Raw genomic sequence first — 20946 nt, forward strand, 5'->3', positions numbered from 1 at the left:
TTTTATTTATTAATTCTGTACTCAGTAATTCAATTTTAATTATTAACATCTTAAATATTGAATAAAATAAGAAAACCTGTATTTTAAGCAGGCTTTCTCATTCTAGATTTTATTTATTACGCATGGCGACGTTCAAAATCAGCCATAAAGTCAACTAATGCTTGAACACCTTCCAATGGCATTGCGTTATAAATTGAAGCACGCATACCACCTGATACACGGTGACCTTTTAATGCAACTAAGCCTTGTGCTTCTGCCTCTTTTAAGAATACAGAATCTAGCTCAGGAGAAGACATTTGGAAAGGTACATTCATTAGTGAACGATTTTCTGTGGCAATACGATTGATATAGAAATCACTGTTATCAATTGCACTATAAAGCAACGCCGCTTTTTCATAGTTACGTTTTGCCATCTCTTGTAAACCACCTTGCTCTTTCAGCCATTTAAAGACCATACCTGATAAATACCAAGCAAAGGTAGGTGGCGTATTAAACATGGAGTCATTTTCAGCAAGCACAGTGTAATCAAACACGGAAGGTGTTTCTTTGCGTGCTTTACCTAATAGATCTTCACGAATAATGACAATTGTTAAACCCGCAGGACCAATATTCTTTTGTGCCCCCGCATAGATAACACCAAAACGGCTAACATCAATCGGTTGAGATAAAATAGAAGATGAATAGTCAGCAATAACAATTTTACTGTCATCAAAATCTGGCTCTTCATGAATGGCAATACCATCAATGGTTTCATTTGGGCAATAATGCACATAAGCGGCATCCGCGCTTAATTGCCACTCTTTCATTGGTTTAACACCAATTTTGCCATCAACTTCTGTTTTAATTTTAATAATATTTGGCGAGCAATATTTTTCAGCTTCTTCGGCTGCACTTTTAGCCCAATAACCACCATCAATATAATCAGCACTTACTTTATCGCCTAATAAATTGAGAGGTAGAGCAGCAAAATGGCCTCGAGCACCACCGTGGCAAAAAAGAATTTTGTAGTTTTCTGGCACATTGAGAAGATCGCGAAGATCTTGTTCTGCCTGATGAGCAACTTCAAGAAACTCTTTACTGCGGTGGCTAATTTCCATAACCGAACGCCCAAGTTCATGCCAGTTGCATAATTCTAATTCTGCACGACGAAGGACTTCTGCCGGTAACATAGCCGGACCTGCACTAAAGTTATATACCTGACTCATTCAAATTCACCCTATCTGAATATGTTTTTACAAAATGACCTTTATCGGTTGTATCATTCCCGTTAAATTGGCGCAATGATTATTGTGAACTAACGCATAATATGCAGAGCATAAAAATAATGGTTAGGAGTGTTTTATGTCGGGGAGTGTAAATAAAAAAGAAGAAGCAAGCTGGGGAATGCTTCTTCATGGAAAAAATAGTCTAAAATCGCTCGCTTTAGCAGGAGGTGTCGCATTACACGCAATTAATGTCTATATTACGATCACAACGCTACCTTCCATTGTACGTGATATTGGAGGGCTTAATTTATATGCATGGAACACCACTGTTTTTATTCTGGCTTCAATTCTCTCTTCTGCATTAACTTCACGATTACTGAGTATATTGGCACCTCGCAATAGCTATCTTTTTGCCACAATTTGCTTTTTAGCAGGTTCTGTTATTTGTGCAACGGCTCCTTCAATGCCGATATTACTTTTAGGGCGATTTATTCAAGGGGCCGGCGGAGGAATGTTGCTAGCACTTGCTTACTCTCTTGTCCGAGTCATGTTTCCTCAACCGCTTTGGTCTAGAGCGATGGCATTAATGTCTAGCATGTGGGGGATATCAACATTATTAGGCCCCGCACTAGGCGGGATCTTTGCTGAATATGATGTTTGGCGTGGTGCATTTTGGTCTATTTTATTTGTAGGTATTCCTTACACTATTTTATTATTTACTATTCTTCCCACCGAAAATAATAGTGATAATATTGTTGCGAAGACCCCATTACCTTATCAACAGCTTATTTTATTAATGCTTGCTGTATTATCTATTTCTATTGGTAGTCTTTATAACGTTATTTTATATAACACGTTATCCTTTGTATTTGCTTTTATCTTTATTTTACTGTTAGTCAATATTGATAAAAAATCAAATGATGGCTTATTTCCTAAAGGAACATTTTCTTTTTCTGCACCATTAGCACCAATATATCTCACCATGGCTTTATTAGGGATCAGTGTACAAACAGAAGTCTTTGTGCCCTATTTCTTGCAAATCATCCATAATATTACCCCATTGCTTTCCGGTTATTTAGCGGCATTAGTGGGTGCCGGTTGGTCTTTCTCTGCCATTATGTCTTCATCAAGTAAACCGTCTACTGCTCAGAGATTAATGCGTTTTGGTCCAATGATTAACTTTGTAGCCATTGTGATCCTGGGTTTATTTATCTCTAATGTTCTAATCATACCTTATGGGCAAATTATCATTATTTGTATAGCCCTCTTCTTTACTGGTGCCGGAATTGGTATGGCATGGCCTCATTATTTAACCCGTGTTTTACACGTTTCTCAGGGACAAGAAGCTCAAAAAGCAGCTACATCCATTACCACTATCCAATTATTTTCAACGGCTGTTGGTGCATCTATTTCTGGGACTGTGGTTAATATGGCAGGGTTAACAGATCCGGGGGGTATAATAGGCGCTCAAAATGCTGCACATTGGCTCTTTATTGTTTTTGCGATAACACCATTCATTGCTTTCTTTACAGCAAGAGTTGTTGTCTCTAGAGCCAAAACAAATTAGCCAGCTACTCTTTAAAAATAACAAAGCCTCATTAATGAGGCCTTGTTATTATTCAAACGTTTTTAAATTAATACTTTTCGAAATTTTCTTGGATCTTCGCTGGATCTTGTGTTTCAGTCAGTGATAACTGGAGTAACACTCTTGCTTTTTGTGGGTTTAAGCGCTCTGATGCAACAAAACCATATTTTGCATCATCCACTTCACCATTTTGTGTAGTAAAACCAACAGGTACACGGCTTGCACGCACAACAACAACACCTTTTTTAGCACCGTCGGCTAAGGTATCAAAGATATCAGTATATAAGTTACCGTTACCCACACCAGCACTGACAATACCTTTGTAGCCGTTATCAATAAAGGCTTTTGCTGGTAAATTAGAAGCATTTGAGTAGTTATAAACAATACCTACTTTTGGTAATTCAGTCAGTTTACTGACATCAAATACAGGTTTATCCGCACGAGGTAATGCCGCAGTATAATAATGAACCTTACCGTTATGTACGTAACCTTGAGCCCCTGCATTAACAGGCTGGAATGCTTGCACTTCAGTCGTGTTCATTTTCACAACATCTTTACCACTGATAACTGCATTATTCATGGTCACTAATACACCACGATTTTCAGAGGCTTTATCACTCGCAATCACAACCGCATTAAAAAGATTTAATGGACCTTCAGCACCTAATGCCGTCGCTGGACGCATTGCGCCGACCATCACAACGGGTTTTTTACATGCTGTGGTTAAATCAAGGAAATAGGCTGTTTCTTCCATGGTGTCAGTACCATGAGTGATCACAAAGCCGTCTGTTTTATCGCAATCTGCATTAATTTTATTAGCCAGCTTAAGCCATACTTGGTCATTCATATCTTGAGAGCCGATATTCACGACTTGCTCGCCTTTTAAATTAGCGACTTGTTTAGCCTCAGGTACGGCATTAATCAATGTATCAATACCTAACTTACCTGCTGTATAACTTGATGTTGTTGCTGAATCACCACCACCAGCAATTGTGCCACCTGTTGCTAAAATGGTGACATTAGGTAAAGCAAAAGCAGAACCACTGATTACCGCTAACAGGCTGGCGAGCAATGTTTTTTTCATCATCGAACTGATCCTTTATGAGTTTATAAATAAATCCAATTATGATGATTTAAAATTATTAATTCCGTGATAAATCAAACGAATTTATTAAAAAAACTCATATATCAAGTAAATTATGAGTGATGAATATAGTTAGCCTTGGGTAAATGAGAGAAATTATTAGTGCATTACAGGGGATTTCAGTATCATGTGCCCCTAACTATCACCAGCAAAATATTGATGAAACCTGCCATGTCACAAACATTTATTCCTGGCAAAGATGCCGCACTGGAAGATTCTATCGCTAGCTTTCAGCAAAAATTAACCGACTTAGGATTTAACATTGAAGAAGCTTCATGGTTAAACCCTGTTCCTAATGTTTGGTCTGTTCATATTCGCGATAAAGATTGCCCTTTATGTTTTACTAACGGTAAAGGCGCCAGCAAAAAAGCGGCATTAGCCTCTGCACTAGGTGAATACTTTGAACGCCTTTCAACTAATTATTTCTTCTCTGATTTCTGGCTAGGTTCTGATATTGCAGAAGGTGAATTTGTTCACTATCCCAGTGAAAAATGGTTCCCACTAACAGAAGATGATTCTGTTCCTACTGGCTTATTAGATGCACGTTTACGCGAATTTTATGATCCTGAAGGTGAGTTATGTGGTAGTGAATTAGTTGATTTACAATCAAGTAATCATGATCGCGGCATTTGTGCTCTGCCATTCATACGTCAATCTGATGAAAAGCCTGTTTATATTCCTGTAAATATTATTGCTAACTTATATGCATCTAATGGTATGTCTGCAGGAAATACAAAGAATGAAGCACGAGTTCAGGGACTTTCTGAAGTTTTCGAACGTTATGTGAAAAATCGCATTATCACTGAAAGAATTAGCTTACCGGAAATTCCTAAAGAAGTTTTAGCTCGCTACCCTGCTGTTATTGAAGCGATTGAAACGTTAGAGCAAGAAGGTTTCCCAATCTTTAGCTTTGATGCCTCTTTAGGAGGTCAGTTCCCTGTTATTTGTGTCGTATTATTTAACCCACAAAATGGCACCTGCTTTGCCTCTTTTGGTGCTCACCCTGATTTTGGGGTTGCTTTAGAGCGTACTGTCACTGAATTATTGCAAGGTCGTAGCCTTAAAGATCTCGATGTCTTTAATCCACCAAGTTTTGATGATGAAGAAGTCGGTGATCATACTAACCTTGAAACTCACTTTATTGATTCAAGTGGTTTAATTAGTTGGGATCTCTTTAAGAAAGAGGCTGATTACACATTTGTTGATTGGAACTTCAGTGGTACAACAGAAGAAGAGTTCCACACCTTAATGTCACTTTGCCAGCAATGTGATGCCGAAGTCTATATCATGGACTACTCACACTTAGGTGTTTACGCTTGTCGTATCTTAGTGCCGGGTTTATCCGATATTTATCCGGCTGAAGATTTACAATTAGCCAATAACATTATGGGTGTACATTGGCGTGACACAATCCTTTCTCTACCAACAAGCCAAGGCACTCAAGATGAGTATCTTTCGCTGATTGGTCAATTTGATGAAGATGGTTTGGACGACTTTACACGTATCAGAGAGATGATTGGCATTGCTCCGGGCAAAGATAACGGCTGGAGTCATCTACGTGTAGGCGAATTAAAGTCAATGTTAGCACTTGCGGGTGGCGATCTTGATCAAGCACTTGTATGGGTTGAATGGACTCAAGATTTTAATGCTTCTTTATTTACGCCAGAGCGTCAAAACTATTATCGCTGTTTGCACAATCTTTTATTATTACAACAAGAGACTGAGCGTGAGCCAAAACAATATATGCATGCATTTTCTCGTATGTATGGCGAAAAAACATTACAAGCAGCCTTAAACGCAATGCAAGGCAAGCAAGCTTTTTACGGATTACAAACGATTGATCCTGATTTAGCTAATTTGCCCGTTCATCAGTCGTTACTTGTCGCCTATGAGAAATTACAGAAAGCAAAACGTCAATCGATTAAATAAACCTATTTTGTTTAAGGTTATTTATTAAATAATCATTAATTTTAACTGAATAATAAGCGCGTATTTAAATTGAAACACTCTATTGAAAAGTAGAGTGTTTTATTTTTAGCAAAATAAAATATTGACAGATTTGTCAACATGACAATTTTGCCATCTGACAAAATTGTCAAAATATGGCAAAAATGACGATTTAAGGCATTTAATATGACACTATTAATACATGTTGAACTTTTACACCAACAATATTACTTAAATCTAGTTTAAATTGCTATTTGTTTAACCAGATCTCAAAAATTAAAAAACCTTATTTTTATAATGGGTATATGTCTGGAGTAATCATTAAAGATTAACCACAAATAAAGTAATGTTTATATTTATGACAAAAGTAAATAAGGCGTTAAATTTGATTTTTAATTCTTAACATACGGGGTTTAAATAATACTTTATATTTACTTTCTACTTTATTTATCCAGCTAGTCTAAAATTTTTTGATAATTTTTAAAAAATTTTTTTATTTTATTAATCAAATAGTTATAGCAAAAATAGCGGGTTTTTACGCACTAAAAACGGGATTCTAATGAGCGACCATGATCCATATCAATTTTAGAAGTAAGCCCCTTTGCTACTATTATTGCGTGCTATAATTATTCCAACATATAAGAGAGTGTTAGTATGAAAGCTGACAGCCCTTTTAATTTATTATCACCTGCAGATATGGCAAAAGTTGCCGATGATGCATGTTGTTATAAAGCAAATAAACATATTCCAACGACTTACTTATCTGCATTTACCGCGGGTATGTTTATATCAATTGCTTTTGTTTTTTATATTACTGCTACTACAGGTACCGCATCTGTTCCTTTTGGGCTGGCTAAACTAGTCGGTGGGATCTGCTTCTCTCTGGGGTTAATGCTCGTTGTCGTTTGTGGCGCGGATTTATTCACCTCTACTGTTCTTACTATTATTCCTAAAGCAACCGGACGGATATCTTGGGGCAAAATGTTTGCTAACTGGATAAATGTCTATCTTGGTAACTTTGTTGGCGCACTCTTTTTTGTCGCCTTAATGTGGTTTGCTGGTCAGCATATGGCAGCAAATGGGCTTTGGGGGCTGAATGTTTTACAAACTGCGCAACATAAACTTGAGCACACATTTATTGAAGCTGTTTGTTTAGGTATTCTAGCTAACTTAATGGTTTGTCTTGCAGTATGGATGAGCTATGCAGGTCGTACACTGATTGATAAGCTTTTTGCACTGATTTTACCTATCGGTATGTTCGTTGCTAGTGGTTTTGAGCACAGTATCGCTAACATGTTTCTTATTCCTTTAGGTATTGTTATTAAGAATTTTGCACCAGCAGAATTCTGGACTAAAGTAGGTGCATCACCCGAACAATTTTCAAATTTAACTGTATCAAATTTTCTCTCTGATAATTTATTACCTGTCACTATCGGTAACATTATTGGCGGAGCAGTCCTAGTCGGTCTGGTATACTGGTTAATGCATCTGCGCGGTGACAAACATTAATCCGTGCAGATATGACTGATTTCTTAAGTTCCATTGTAAAAAGGTAGAAGTATCATGTCTGATTTAAATGAAAAATTTGCTGAAGCATGGAAAGGTTTTTCTGAAGGTGAATGGCAGAACGGTGTTAACGTTCGTGACTTTATTCAAAAAAACTATACTCCATATGAAGGCGACGAATCTTTCCTAGCAGGTTCCACTAAAGCAACTGATACACTTTGGGAACAAGTTATGGAAGGCATCAAAATCGAAAACCGTACGCATGCGCCGGTTGATTTTGATACTTCTGTTGCTTCAACTATCACATCTCACGATGCAGGTTACATCACTAAAGATTTAGAACAAATCGTAGGTTTACAGACTGATGCACCTCTGAAACGTGCGATCATCCCATTCGGTGGTATCCGTATGGTTGAAAGTTCTTGCCACGCTTACAACCGTGAGCTGGACCCAGAACTGAAAAAAATCTTTACTGATTACCGTAAAACTCACAACCAAGGCGTTTTCGATGTTTATACTCCAGACATCATGAAATGCCGTAAATCTGGTATCTTAACAGGTTTACCAGATGCATATGGCCGTGGTCGTATCATTGGTGACTACCGTCGTGTTGCACTGTACGGTATTGAGTTCCTGCGTAAAGATAAATTTGCCCAATTCACCTCTTTACAAGAAAGAATGGAAAAAGGCGAAGATCTGGAAATGACTATCCAACTGCGTGAAGAAATCGCAGAGCAGCACGCTGCTTTAGGTCAAATCCAAGAAATGGCTGCGAAATACGGTTACGATATTTCTCGCCCAGCTCAAAACGCGAAAGAAGCAGTACAATGGACTTACTTCGGTTACTTAGCCGCTGTTAAATCTCAAAATGGTGCTGCAATGTCATTTGGTCGTGTATCTACTTTCTTAGATATCTACATCCAACGTGATATTGATGCAGGTTTACTGACAGAAGAACAAGCTCAGGAATTAATTGACCACTTAGTCATGAAATTACGTATGGTTCGTTTCTTACGTACTCCTGAATATGATGAGCTGTTCTCTGGTGACCCAATCTGGGCAACAGAATCTTTAGCTGGTATGGGTTTAGATGGCCGTACTCTGGTAACTAAGAATACTTTCCGTTTCTTAAATACCCTGTACACAATGGGTCCATCACCAGAACCAAACATGACCATCCTGTGGTCAGAACAACTGCCTATCAACTTCAAAAAATACGCAGCGAAAGTCTCAATCGATACGTCTTCAATCCAGTACGAAAATGATGACTTAATGCGTCCTGACTTCGACAGCGATGACTATGCAATCGCATGTTGTGTTAGCCCAATGGTTGTTGGTAAACAAATGCAGTTCTTCGGTGCTCGTGCAAACTTAGCGAAAACCTTACTGTATACCATCAATGGTGGTGTTGACGAAAAACTGAAAATCCAAGTAGGTCCAAAACATGCGCCAATCATGGACGAAGTATTAGACTTCGATACTGTGATGAACCAAATGGATCACTTTATGGATTGGTTAGCAACTCAGTACGTAACTGCGCTGAACGTTATCCACTATATGCACGATAAATACAGCTATGAAGCAGCTCTGATGGCGCTTCATGATCGTGATGTATATCGTACAATGGCATGTGGTATCGCAGGTCTGTCTGTTGCTGCTGACTCACTGTCTGCAATCAAATATGCCAAAGTTTCTCCAATCCGTGATGAAAACGGCTTAGCGATTGACTTCAAAATTGATGGCGAATACCCACAATTCGGTAACAACGATTCTCGTGTAGATGACATCGCTTGTGACTTAGTTGAACGTTTCATGAAGAAAATTCAGAAACTGCGTACATACCGTAATGCGGTACCTACACAGTCAATCCTGACTATCACTTCAAACGTTGTTTACGGTAAGAAAACAGGTAACACGCCAGACGGTCGCCGTGCAGGTGCACCATTCGGACCAGGTGCTAACCCAATGCACGGTCGTGACCAAAAAGGTGCGGTAGCTTCTCTGACTTCTGTTGCGAAACTGCCATTTGCTTATGCGAAAGATGGTATTTCTTACACCTTCTCAATCGTACCTAATGCATTAGGTAAAGATGATGATGTTCGTAAGGCAAACCTTGCTGGTCTGATGGATGGTTACTTCCACCACGAAGCAGGCATCGAAGGTGGTCAACACCTGAACGTTAACGTGATGAATCGTGAAATGCTGTTAGAAGCAATGGAAGATCCTGAGAAATATCCTCAGTTAACTATCCGTGTTTCTGGTTATGCCGTTCGCTTTAACTCACTGACTAAAGAGCAACAGCAAGACGTTATCACTCGTACATTTACACAAACAATGTAATAAAGATAACTATATGCATTTATTTACTGAGAAAGTAGATAAAATCGCTTAGAATAAAGGCCCCTACTTTGGGGCCTTTTTATTAGACAGTTTTGGAGTAACCCTGTTATGTCCGTACTTGGTCGTATCCACTCATTCGAATCCTGCGGTACTGTTGACGGTCCCGGAATACGTTTCATTGTTTTCTTTCAAGGATGCCTAATGAGATGCCTCTATTGTCACAACCGTGACACATGGGATACTCATGGTGGGCAAATCGTCACAGTTGATGAACTAATGAAAGAGGCGGTTACCTATCGTCATTTTATGAATGCTTCTGGCGGCGGTGTTACTGCTTCGGGTGGCGAAGCAATTTTGCAAGCAGAGTTTGTGCGTGATTGGTTTCGTGCATGTCAAAAAGAAAACATCCATACGTGCCTAGATACTAACGGCTTTGTTCGTCGTTACGATCCGGTTATTGATGAATTAATGGATGCCACTGACTTAGTGATGCTCGATCTAAAACAAGTCAATGATGAGATCCACCAAAAACTGGTTGGTGTATCAAACCAGCGTACGCTTGAATTCGCACGTTATTTAGCAAAACGAGGCCAAAAAACATGGGTTCGTTATGTAGTTGTACCAGGTTGGTCTGATGATGATGATTCTGCTCATCGGTTAGGCGAATTTATTAAAGATATGAAAAATATCGAAAAAGTAGAGCTTCTTCCTTACCACGAACTCGGCAAACATAAATGGGTAGCTTTAGGAGAAGAATACAAACTAGATGGTATTCATCCACCGTCAAAAGAGACGATGGAAAATGTAAAATCCATTCTTGAGTCTTACGGCCATAAAGTTATCTATTAAGTTAATCTACTTAATCTTAATTTAAGAAGCAGCGGTGTTAAACGCTGCTTTTTGTTTTTATATAATTAAAAATATTCAAAATAAATAACGCTATTTTTTAATTAGAGGAAGTTAACTTATTTCATATTAATTAAAGAAGGACGGTTCCCACAGTAAAAATACGCATAATAAGATTATCCTTAACCTATATTAGCTTTAATGCAGTTGATTAGTAACAAAACAAAAAGATATTATAGAAAGCTTATATTTATAAACAAAGATATTGGGATTAAGGTACAGGAAATGGAACAAGACAACAATTCATCGCAAACAGAACCACAAGAGGTATTTACGCCTATTCCTCAAGCACGAGGTGCCTCAGGCGGTGTTCGCTGGTTAGGACTGGGATGGGATTTAATAAAAGAACGTTTTTGGATGTGGATAGGCGTTATTATTATCTACTTTATCGTTAGTCTTATTATATCGACCATTCTTGGATTTATTCCGCTAATTGGTCCCATCATATCACCTTTTGTTACGACTGTATTAGCCGCTGGTGTCGTGGCAATTGCTCATCAACAATATGAGACTCAACGTATTGATGTTGATACTTTATTCTTTGGTTTTTATAACAAGCGTTACCTTAGCTTGATGGGCGCTTATGGTATTAGTTTCCTAATTTTACTTGCTGGTATTATTCTTGCTATTCTCGTCAGTAGCGCCGCTATGATGGATATTATTTATGCGATTAATAGTGATTATCCTGAAGAAATTATTGCTGAAATGATGGTAGATAACTCATCTGGGTTTACATTATTTTTTATTATTATCGCTATTTTTGGTGCGTTAAGTACTGCTGCCTATTGGTTTGTTCCTGCGCTAGTATTAGTCAATGGTTATAAAGCACTTCCTGCAGTTAAAGCGAGCCTTGCAGCAGTAAAAATAAACTTATCTGGTGGTTTCTTCTTCTTTATTTTACTGTTCTTTATTCTTGCTATTAGTGTTATTCCATTTGGTTTAGGGTTACTTATTACCATCCCTCTTTCCTATACAGCGATGTATGGTTCTTATCGTGATATTTTTTATCACCATAATATAGGAAACCAAGGAAATAACGGTGGTATCGGTGGAAATGGTACCATTTCTCTAAATAAAACCGCTGAATCCAATATTGGAAAATTAGTAAGCTAATCTTAGCGTTAACTAGCCTAAATAAAAAAGCAGTAGAACTGGAGTAATCTCATCTACTGCTTTTTATTATCTAATAATAAATATTATTAATCTGCAAACGGATTTTTATTATCATAAGATTTATTGTAAAGCGCATCAGATATTAAATAGTCATAAATTTCATCAACAATCTCAATACCTTCCTTTGCACTTCTTTGTTCTTCTATTTGACTATTCTCACCAGGATAGAGAACTTTATCTACATTCGGTGCAGGCTTAATGGCATTTAATTCACCCATAACCTGTGAGATATGTTCTCTAAATAATATTGCATCAGTAAAGAAAGCGGGATTAATTACAATATGTAATTGACCTAGCTCTCGCCCCTGTGTTAAATCGTGATACATCGAACTGACATGTTTACCAAAAGGAAGCCCTAGCAAGATCCCGGACAACACATCAACCATCATCATTAAACCATATCCTTTAGGCCCCGCAATAGGTAATAAACCTTTTACTGCAAAGGGATCTGTCGTAGGTTTACCACTTTTATCGACAGCCCAAGTATCGGGAATATCGGCATGCCGTGAACGCGCATCGAGTACCTTGCCCCATGCCTGCACCGTTGTCGCCATATCAAATGTAATATGTTTATCGTCCACTCCAGGCGCTGAAAAAGCGATAGGATTAGTGCCGTAATAGACTTCTGAGCCACCAAAAGGAACAACCATAGGATCAGATTGGCACAACGAAATACCAACCATACCTGCCTGTGATGCTTGTTCAACAAAGTAAGACAGTGCGCCGCTATGACCAATTCGTCTTACACCAACAACTGCAACGCCCTTCTCTTGTGCCATTTTAATTGCGCGTTCCATTGCATCTTTCGCTGCAACATGTCCTGCACCATTATCACCATCAAATACAGCGCTACATGGCCCTGTTTCCGTATAAGTAAAATCAGGGGCGGTATTTGTACCACCTTTACTGATCCGCTCTGCATAATATTCCACACGAACCGCACCATGAGAATGAATGCCTTTGGCATCAGCATGGACTAAGACATCAGCCACCGTATCCGCATGAGACTCACTCAATCCTGCATGATGTAATTTATTTTTGATTAATAGATGTAACTGCTGTTTAGAAACTATCATAGAATATGCTCTTTTGTAGGGTTCTAATTACATAGAAATGTATAAATTAACAGAGGTAAATTCGAGCGATAGGTCTAATTTAACAGCATAAATAGGATCTGCCGTGATCAGTTTAACCAATGGCGGATTGCGTTATATTTTTATTCAATCACCTATTATTTAATAAGATTTTTTTTATAATCAATCTATTAATTCTATGCGTTATAACGATATTGAGAGAATATTAAGAATATTTTTTATTAATCGTAAAACATAAGCAACAATCTGTTATTTTTGCAAAATATTATGATTTATCTCCTTATATTAATGGAGCTAAGTTTTTATACATTCCTTTTGAACATTTAGATTTATTTCAGTAATCTATCATAATAATTATTATTTATGGAATAAACAAAATGATAAATAAAGAAATATTGAAGAATTTAAAGTATTTTGAAAAAACACCATTAATTCATTATATTAATTATTCTCTAACTGAAGATGCTGAAAGAAATATATTAAATGGTTGGCAGCCTGAATGTATGGAAGATAAATGGCTTTCTTATAGTATAGAAAACTGTGTCTATGTTCACCGTAGTTGGAGTGGGCATTTAATGTATAAGTTTACTATTTATAATAACACTATCGATTATATAGAAATTGCAATGGATGATTTTGTCAATATGACTGATGAAAGAAAAATAGAGACCTTTTTTGACCTATTACCGTTTTTATCAGAACCTCATTCAAAGAACACTCAAAATATATAGAACATTAATAATTAAGCCATCTTGTCTCTTATCATTTTTAGGTCATTTAAACAAAAAACCCCCTGCCTAAGCAGAGGGTTAAATTAGTAATACTCAGTTAAATAGATAATAATTAACCGATATATTCTAAACCGTTCATATATGGGCGTAACACTTCTGGAATTTCAATACGACCATCAGCCATTTGATAGTTTTCCATAATTGCCACTAAAGTACGACCAACTGCTAAGCCAGAACCATTTAAAGTATGAACAAGTTGTGTTTTCTTATCACCTTTAGCGCGGAAACGTGCTTGCATACGACGTGCTTGGAAATCCCACATATTCGAACATGAAGAAATCTCACGGTAAGTATTTTGAGCTGGAACCCAAACTTCTAAGTCGTAAGTCTTACGTGAACCAAAGCCCATATCGCCAGTACAAAGCACAACTTTACGGTAAGGTAGATTCAGTAATTGCAGCACTTTTTCAGCGTGACCAGTTAGCTCTTCTAATGCTTCCATTGATTTTTCAGGATGAGCAATCTGAACTAGCTCAACTTTATCAAATTGGTGCATACGAATAAGACCACGAGTATCACGACCATAAGAGCCCGCTTCTGAACGGAAACATGGCGTGTGAGCTGTCATTTTCAACGGTAAGTCGTCTTCTTCAAGAATAACGTCTCTTACCATATTAGTCACAGGCACTTCCGCTGTTGGAATAAGCGCGTATTGGCTTTCTGCTTCTTCTTCTAATGGTTTAGTGTGGAATAAATCTTCACTAAATTTAGGTAACTGACCTGTACCGTACAGCGTTGCGTGGTTAACCAAGTAAGGAACATACATTTCTTGGTAGCCGTGCTCTTCTGTGTGCAGATTCAGCATAAATTGAGTGATAGCACGATGTAAACGCGCAACTTGACCTTTCATCACAACAAAACGTGAACCGGTGATTTTCACCGCAGAAGCAAAATCTAAACCATCCGTTAGTTCACCTAAAGTCACATGATCTTTTAATTCAAAATCATAAGTCTTTGGTGTCCCCCAACGAGAAACTTCAACGTTCTCGCTGTCATCTTTACCATTTGGAACAGCATCATCTGGCATGTTTGGGATCGTTAAAACGTAATCACGAATTTCCGCTTGAAGCACCTCAAGTTCGGCTTTTGCAGCTTCAAGTTTTTCACCTAACAGGTTAACTTCTTGACGAAGTGGCTCAATATCTTCACCACGCGCTTTTGCCGCACCAATGGACTTCGATCGAGAATTACGTTCTGCTTGCAGGGATTCAGTTTCAACTTGTAACACCTTACGGCGTTCTTCTTGTTGACGGATTTTTTCCACATCGAGGGTGAACCCCCTGCGAGCCAGTTTTTCGGCGACCGCGTCTAGCTCATTACGCAGTAGATTTGGATCGAGCATGCTTATCCTGTGCTTATTGATAGATTAATAAAAACCTTCTCTCCTATCTTATAAAAAAGATATCTGAGACAAGGCATAGTTAAGAAATTAATGATAATTTAATAACCTTACCGCATCTTTACATTTTGCGATAGCGTTTTGTAACACTATTTTGATCTTGTTGAGAAAGCCAGTCTAATTTCTCTGCAACCTTGATCTCTAACCCTCTTTTTACTGGGTAATAGTACTGCGTATTTGCCATTTCTTTAGGAAAATAGACCTCTCCGGCTGCATAAGCATTAGGCTCATCATGAGCATAACGATATTCAGCGCCAAGCCCCATTTCCTTCATTAATTTTGTTGGTGCATTACGCAAATGTTCAGGCACATCATAATCAGGTTTACTTTTAGCATCAGCAATGGCGGCTTTGAATGCGGTATAAACAGCATTACTTTTTGGCGCACAAGCCAGATACACAATGGCTTGTGCAATAGCACGTTCACCTTCTGCGGGACCTACACGCGTAAAACAATCCCATGCAGCAATTGCCACTTGCATCGCGCGAGGGTCAGCATTTCCCACATCTTCTGATGCGATCGCCAATAAGCGACGAGCAACATAGAGCGGATCGCCACCTGCTGTTATGATCCTTGCATACCAATAAAGTGCAGCATCAGGTGCGGACCCCCTAACTGATTTATGTAATGCAGAAATAAGATCGTAAAAACGATCACCTTTATTATCAAAACGAGCACTTCGTTCACCACTGATTTCTGTCAGTAATGCCGGTGTTAATACACGTTTTCCTTGATTATCAACTTCAGCGATATCCGCCATCATTTCAAGCAAATTTAATGAACGACGCGCATCACCATTAACCAATTGTGCAATCATTTTGCGGGTATCATTTGGCAGAATAATATTACGCCCACCTAATCCCCGCTCGGGATCGTCCAACGCTTGTTGTAGCACTTGCTCAATATCAGCTTCGGTTAATGAACGTAATAGATAAACTCTTGCTCTAGATAGCAACGCAGAATTTAATTCAAAAGAGGGATTTTCTGTTGTTGCACCAATAAAAGTGATCGTACCGTCTTCGATATGAGGCAAAAAGGCATCTTGTTGACTCTTATTAAAACGATGAACTTCATCAACAAACAGGATCGTTCTACGTCCTGCATTGCGGTTTTGGCGCGCAATTTCAATAGATTCTCTAATTTCTTTAATACCCGATGTCACCGCAGATAATCGTTCTATATCAGCTTGCGCATAGCGACCAATGATCTCAGCAAGGGTAGTTTTACCCGTACCAGGCGGTCCCCATAAGATCATGGAATGCAATTGACCCGCTTTAATCGCTCGGGGTAATGGTTTACCTTCAGCAAGTAAATGAGTTTGTCCGATATATTGTTCCAACGTTTCAGGTCGCATTCTTGCGGCTAAAGGTTGGAACTCATTGCGTGAAAAATCGAGTGATAAATTACTCAAAGTATCCTCACTGACGTTGGTCATCCACAGTCACACCCGCTGGAGGTGTAAAGCGAAACGCAGATGCATCGATAGGTGCAACAGTCTGTGCAGTCAATTGATAATTGCTTACTTGACCGTCTTGTTCCGTAGCTGCAAATTGCTGAATTTGCCCGTTAGGTAATACAGTTATCGTAAAATGTTTTAAGTTATTTTCGACTTTAGGGGTTAACTCAAAACGATCTCCTGACTGTTTTACGTCATAGTTTTGCCACTCTTTACTGTCATTTCGAGCAATCAGCATAAAAGGCGTATTGGTTGTGGCACTTTCAAGCCAAGTTGCCGTAACTTGCTCGACAAAAGGATTGTAAAACCACAATGTTTTACCATCAGAGATCAATGTGCTCTCATCTGGTGCTGTCATTTGCCAATTAAACAAATCCGGACGTTGTACTTTTAAACTGCCTTCGCCTTTTTGGATAAGCGAGCCTTCATTGCTGGTCACGGTTTGACTAAAGTTTGCTTGAAAACTATTTACTTTATTTAATCGTTGTTGCAAATCCTGACGTGCATCAGCCCAAGCGGCTTGGCTACTTATTAATGTCATCGCACACACTGCAAATAATACTTTTTTCATTCTACAAGCCTCGGCATGAGATAACGCCGACATAATGTCGGCGTATAAATTATTGATGATGTGGTGCAGATTACCATGCTATCTCATTAGCTGATAACTGTGTTTTCAAGATATTACATATCTGAAGGCGGTGGTGAAAGTACATCACGTGTATTGTTGTGGTTTGGCGCACTCACGATCCCTTGCATTTCCATCTGTTCCACAATTCTTGCAGCACGGTTATAACCAATTCTAAATTGACGTTGTACCCCAGAAATAGAAACGCGTTGTTTTTCAACCACAAATTCTACAGCTTGGTCAAATAACGGATCAAGCTCTTCACCATCATCATATCCACCACCACTATTGCCTTCACCTTCTTCGCCACATTTTGTGATAGCTTCAATATATTGAGGACGACCTCGTGCTTTCCAGTCAGTTGCCACAGCATGTACTTCATCATCACTAACAAAAGCGCCGTGAACACGCTCAGGAACAAAGCCATTCGGTGCATAAAGCATATCCCCCATACCTAATAATGACTCTGCACCACCTTGGTCTAAGATAGTTCGGGAGTCGATTTTACTCGATACAGTAAAGGCGATACGGCTCGGAATATTGGCTTTAATTAAACCGGTAATAATATCAACGGAAGGTCTTTGTGTAGCAAGTACAAGGTGAATACCCGCAGCTCGCGCTTTTTGTGCTAAGCGAGCGATCAGTTCTTCAACTTTCTTGCCTGCTGTCATCATTAAATCAGCAAATTCATCAACGACAACAACAATATAAGGCTCTTTTTCTAACGTTGGTATTTCTGTTGCCATGCTGTCACTTGGTTTCCAGAATGGATCAGGAATAGGACGCGCCATTGCTTCAGCTTCTTTAATTTTTTCGTTATAACCTGCGAGATTACGCACACCTAATGCTGACATGAGTTTATAACGGCGTTCCATTTCAGCCACACTCCAACGTAAAGCACTTGCGGCATCTTTCATGTCGGTAACGACTTCTGTAAGAAGATGCGGAATACCTTCATAAACCGAAAGCTCAAGCATTTTAGGGTCAATCATAATAAAGCGAACATCTTCTGGTTTCGCTTTATAGAGAATGCTGATGATCATCGCATTCACACCGACAGATTTACCTGAACCTGTGGTACCGGCAACAAGTAAGTGAGGCATTTTAGCCAGATTGGCAACAACTGGCTGACCACCAATATCTTTACCTAAAACCACCGTCAATGGAGAACGGCTATCACGGAATGCATCGCTATCTAACAATTCACGCATATATACGGTTTGACGTTTTTTGTTAGGTAATTCCAGTCCTACATAAGGTTTCCCTGGAATAACTTCAACAATACGTACCGCAATAGCAGACAATGAACGCGCTAAGTCACGTGATAAATTTGATATGCGTGCAGCTTTTACACCTGGCGCAAGTTCAAGTTCAAAACGAGTGATAACAGGCCCCGGTGAAATACCAACCACTTTGGCTTTGACACGATAATCATTAAGACGTGCTTCAATAAGTTTACCAATACGCTCAAGCTCAAACATATCAACAGGCTCATCTTCTACTGGTGGCGTTGTAAGTAGATCCAGAGAAGGCATTGGTGTTGTTGGCTTTTGCAACGGTCTATCATTGCGCATTAATAACGGATGAATTAAAGATTGCTGTTGCTGTTGCTGTTGCTGTTGCTGTTGCTGTTGCTGTTGCTGTTGCTGTTGCTGTTGCTGTGCAAAATGCTGAGCCATATTCGGCTGTGGCTCAATACGTAATTGCGATGCAGCTTGAGGTGCAACTTGTGGCGTAACAGGTTCTGAAACAATCGGTGTAAATACTGGCTCTATCGGATCTTCATCCAATAGATCATCAATTGGCGAAAATGCCTCTAATGCGGTGAGCTCTCTTTCTAACTCAATTTTAGGGCTGTACTCTTCCTCTTCTTCATCACGAGGCGAAATTTGTAAAAATGCATTGCTTGCTGGGTATTCAACTTTTTTCTCAATGGTTTGCGTTGGTTGCGCTGATTGTGAAGCAAATGAATGTTGAATATGAGGTTGATAACCCGTTGTTGCTTGCAATGAAGGTGCTGGTGTTGATATTTGAGGTAAAACGTCATCTTCGTCATCATCTAACGAAACATCATCACCATAGCGATCCTGCAATTGTTGCTTAAATTGTGCGGCTAATTGTTGCTGATATTGCTCATCTTCATCAATATCATTGCTATTCTCTTCTATGGAAGAAAACGTATTCGCGGTCACCGTTGGTTCATCATGATAATCATCTTGTTGGTGATTAAATGAAGATATTGGTGTTGTAATGCTTGGCTGATGAGATCCAATAATATCGTCAGGATCATCACTCTCACCATAACGTTCACGTTGCTGTTCAAGGAACTGCTGACGCAACTCTTGTTCGAAATTGGCTTGTTCTTGAATATCCGCTAACTCATCTTCAGGCTCAGATTGAGCGGCTTCCTCACGACGGCGCAATTCCGCTTCACGTTGTGAAGGTATATGAATGCCATAAAGCTCACGACGTGTTGGCAATCGCACTGGATTTGGGCGTGGTAATTCAGGGCCTAATCCTTGTTTAACTTGAGCACCATGACTAACAAGAGCACTCGTCGCCACACCTGAAGTCACCGTAGCCGCTTGTGTTAAAGGCTCGGCATCAGGTGCTAGCGAGAATGTAGGTTCAGTTCTCGCAGGCAAACTCTCTGTTGATACAGACGACGGTTGTGCAATAGGTGCGTTCTCGAACGGCATTACAGAAGGTGTATTCTCTTCGGGTATTGAGTAAGCGGAATGTTGAGGCGCCTTGGCTTCTGATTGTGCTTCTTTTTTCAAGAATGCGTCTGGAATATCAAAACGGTAATGTTCTGGTTCTTCCTCTGTATGAGTAGGTTGTGAAACCGTTGCTGACACAAGAGGATCAGTTTGCGTCAATGTTTGCGCATGTGCATTTGCTATGTCATTTGTTGCAGAGAAAGAGGGCAAATCATCTTCTTGTTCTGCTTCGGATACTACTGTGTCTATCTCTTGCTGACGAGCGAGTTCAAGTGCTGAAGGCGCAGAAAATAAAATATCATCACTCTCTTCTGTTGCTAATTCAGATTGCTGATTGTCTTTTTGATTTGAATTTTCAGTTAGTTCTGTAACAACATCTTGAGTATCATCCTCTTCTTCTTCATCCTCGTAATCAGCTTCATTTTTGCCTCTATTGGTAATAAAACCAACACTTCCTAAAATAACCGCACCTATTTTTTCTGTGATTGTTAACCAAGACCAGCCGGTAAATAGTGTGAAACCAATTGCCCAAACAGATAAAAGAGCAAGAGTAGCACCTAAAACATTAAACCATGGTAATAGGGCTTTGCTAAACAAACTACCAATAACACCACCAGAGCTGAAATTATAGATATCATCAAAATTAAGATCAGCCAGTGCACAAGAGGTAAAGATCAGAGCCAAAGCGCCAATCGTGCGAAGTGCAAGAGAAAAGAAGTCGGTATATTCACGGTTTTGTTGATAGCGCAGAGAATTCCAGCACCCAAAAACCACGACGACAGGAATTGCATAGGCCAGTAAACCAAATGCAGAAAACAGAATATCAGCTAACCATGCTCCGATACTACCGCCTAAATTTTGAATAGGCTCATTCCAAGTGGTTTGTGACCAGCTAGGATCAGAGGGATGAAAGCTAAGTAATGCAACCATTAAAAAGACAGCGCCAATGCCGATGAGGATGAGAATAGCTTCCCAGATACGGCGGCGATTGCTTATCTTTGTTAAACGAATATTTTTATCTTCTGTATATTCCTGGCTCAAAGAGGGCTCTC

14 protein-coding genes are annotated in these 20946 nt (G+C 39.2%); 7 read left to right on the forward strand and 7 right to left on the reverse strand.

What is annotated here, in order from left to right; all coding sequences use genetic code 11:
* Positions 1–116: 116 nt before the first annotated feature.
* Positions 117–1205: a 3-phosphoserine/phosphohydroxythreonine transaminase gene (serC, locus tag DK865_RS04455; protein WP_023581318.1), complete on the reverse strand. Its 1089-nt coding sequence runs from the start codon at positions 1203–1205 to the stop codon at positions 117–119.
* A gap of 136 nt (positions 1206–1341) precedes the next feature.
* Between serC and DK865_RS04460 the strand changes: the two genes are divergently transcribed.
* Complete coding sequence (locus tag DK865_RS04460) at positions 1342–2772, forward strand: MFS transporter (RefSeq protein ID WP_109391330.1); 1431 nt, start codon at positions 1342–1344, stop codon at positions 2770–2772.
* Positions 2773–2839: 67 nt separating this feature from the next.
* Here the strand turns inward: DK865_RS04460 and ansB are convergent, their stop codons facing one another.
* On the reverse strand, positions 2840–3877 hold the full coding sequence (gene ansB, locus DK865_RS04465) for an L-asparaginase 2 (RefSeq protein WP_023581316.1): 1038 nt from the start codon (positions 3875–3877) through the stop codon (positions 2840–2842).
* A gap of 228 nt (positions 3878–4105) precedes the next feature.
* Here ansB and ycaO point away from each other — a divergent pair, with 228 nt between their 5' ends.
* The 5 genes from ycaO (at position 4106) to DK865_RS04490 (ending at position 11746) form a co-directional block, all read left to right on the forward strand.
* Complete coding sequence (ycaO, locus tag DK865_RS04470) at positions 4106–5863, forward strand: 30S ribosomal protein S12 methylthiotransferase accessory factor YcaO (RefSeq protein ID WP_109391331.1); 1758 nt, start codon at positions 4106–4108, stop codon at positions 5861–5863.
* A gap of 672 nt (positions 5864–6535) precedes the next feature.
* Positions 6536–7390: a formate transporter FocA gene (focA, locus tag DK865_RS04475; RefSeq protein WP_023581314.1), complete on the forward strand. Its 855-nt coding sequence runs from the start codon at positions 6536–6538 to the stop codon at positions 7388–7390.
* A gap of 54 nt (positions 7391–7444) precedes the next feature.
* Complete coding sequence (gene pflB, locus DK865_RS04480) at positions 7445–9727, forward strand: formate C-acetyltransferase (RefSeq protein ID WP_023581313.1); 2283 nt, start codon at positions 7445–7447, stop codon at positions 9725–9727.
* A 108-nt stretch (positions 9728–9835) separates the two neighbouring features.
* Positions 9836–10576, forward strand: a complete 741-nt coding sequence (gene pflA, locus DK865_RS04485; RefSeq protein WP_023581312.1) for a pyruvate formate lyase 1-activating protein — start codon at positions 9836–9838, stop codon at positions 10574–10576.
* Between the two features lie 282 nt (positions 10577–10858).
* Positions 10859–11746 carry a BPSS1780 family membrane protein gene (locus DK865_RS04490; RefSeq protein ID WP_036912179.1) on the forward strand — a complete coding sequence of 296 codons (888 nt, stop codon included), beginning with the start codon at positions 10859–10861 and terminating at the stop codon, positions 11744–11746.
* A gap of 86 nt (positions 11747–11832) precedes the next feature.
* On the opposite strand, the gene allD is transcribed toward DK865_RS04490, so the two are convergent.
* Positions 11833–12882 (reverse strand): ureidoglycolate dehydrogenase, encoded by a 1050-nt coding sequence (allD, locus tag DK865_RS04495; RefSeq protein ID WP_023581310.1) that lies wholly within the window; start codon positions 12880–12882, stop codon positions 11833–11835.
* 395 nt (positions 12883–13277) lie between these two features.
* Between allD and DK865_RS04500 the strand changes: the two genes are divergently transcribed.
* Entirely contained in the window at positions 13278–13631 is a 354-nt protein-coding gene (locus DK865_RS04500; RefSeq protein ID WP_109391332.1) for a hypothetical protein, read from the forward strand.
* Positions 13632–13743: 112 nt separating this feature from the next.
* Here the strand turns inward: DK865_RS04500 and serS are convergent, their stop codons facing one another.
* The 4 genes from serS to DK865_RS04520 form a co-directional block, all read right to left on the reverse strand.
* On the reverse strand, positions 13744–15033 hold the full coding sequence (gene serS, locus DK865_RS04505; RefSeq protein WP_109391333.1) for a serine--tRNA ligase: 1290 nt from the start codon (positions 15031–15033) through the stop codon (positions 13744–13746).
* Positions 15034–15151: 118 nt separating this feature from the next.
* Positions 15152–16501 (reverse strand): replication-associated recombination protein A, encoded by a 1350-nt coding sequence (locus DK865_RS04510; RefSeq protein ID WP_036912295.1) that lies wholly within the window; start codon positions 16499–16501, stop codon positions 15152–15154.
* A gap of 7 nt (positions 16502–16508) precedes the next feature.
* Positions 16509–17117 (reverse strand): outer membrane lipoprotein chaperone LolA, encoded by a 609-nt coding sequence (lolA, locus tag DK865_RS04515; RefSeq protein WP_036912176.1) that lies wholly within the window; start codon positions 17115–17117, stop codon positions 16509–16511.
* Between the two features lie 113 nt (positions 17118–17230).
* A complete protein-coding gene (locus DK865_RS04520) occupies positions 17231–20935 on the reverse strand; it encodes a DNA translocase FtsK 4TM domain-containing protein (RefSeq protein WP_109391334.1) in 3705 nt (1234 codons plus the stop codon).
* Positions 20936–20946 lie beyond the last annotated feature (11 nt).

It is taken from the genome of Proteus cibi, assembly GCF_003144405.1.
Taxonomy (GTDB): domain Bacteria; phylum Pseudomonadota; class Gammaproteobacteria; order Enterobacterales; family Enterobacteriaceae; genus Proteus; species Proteus cibi.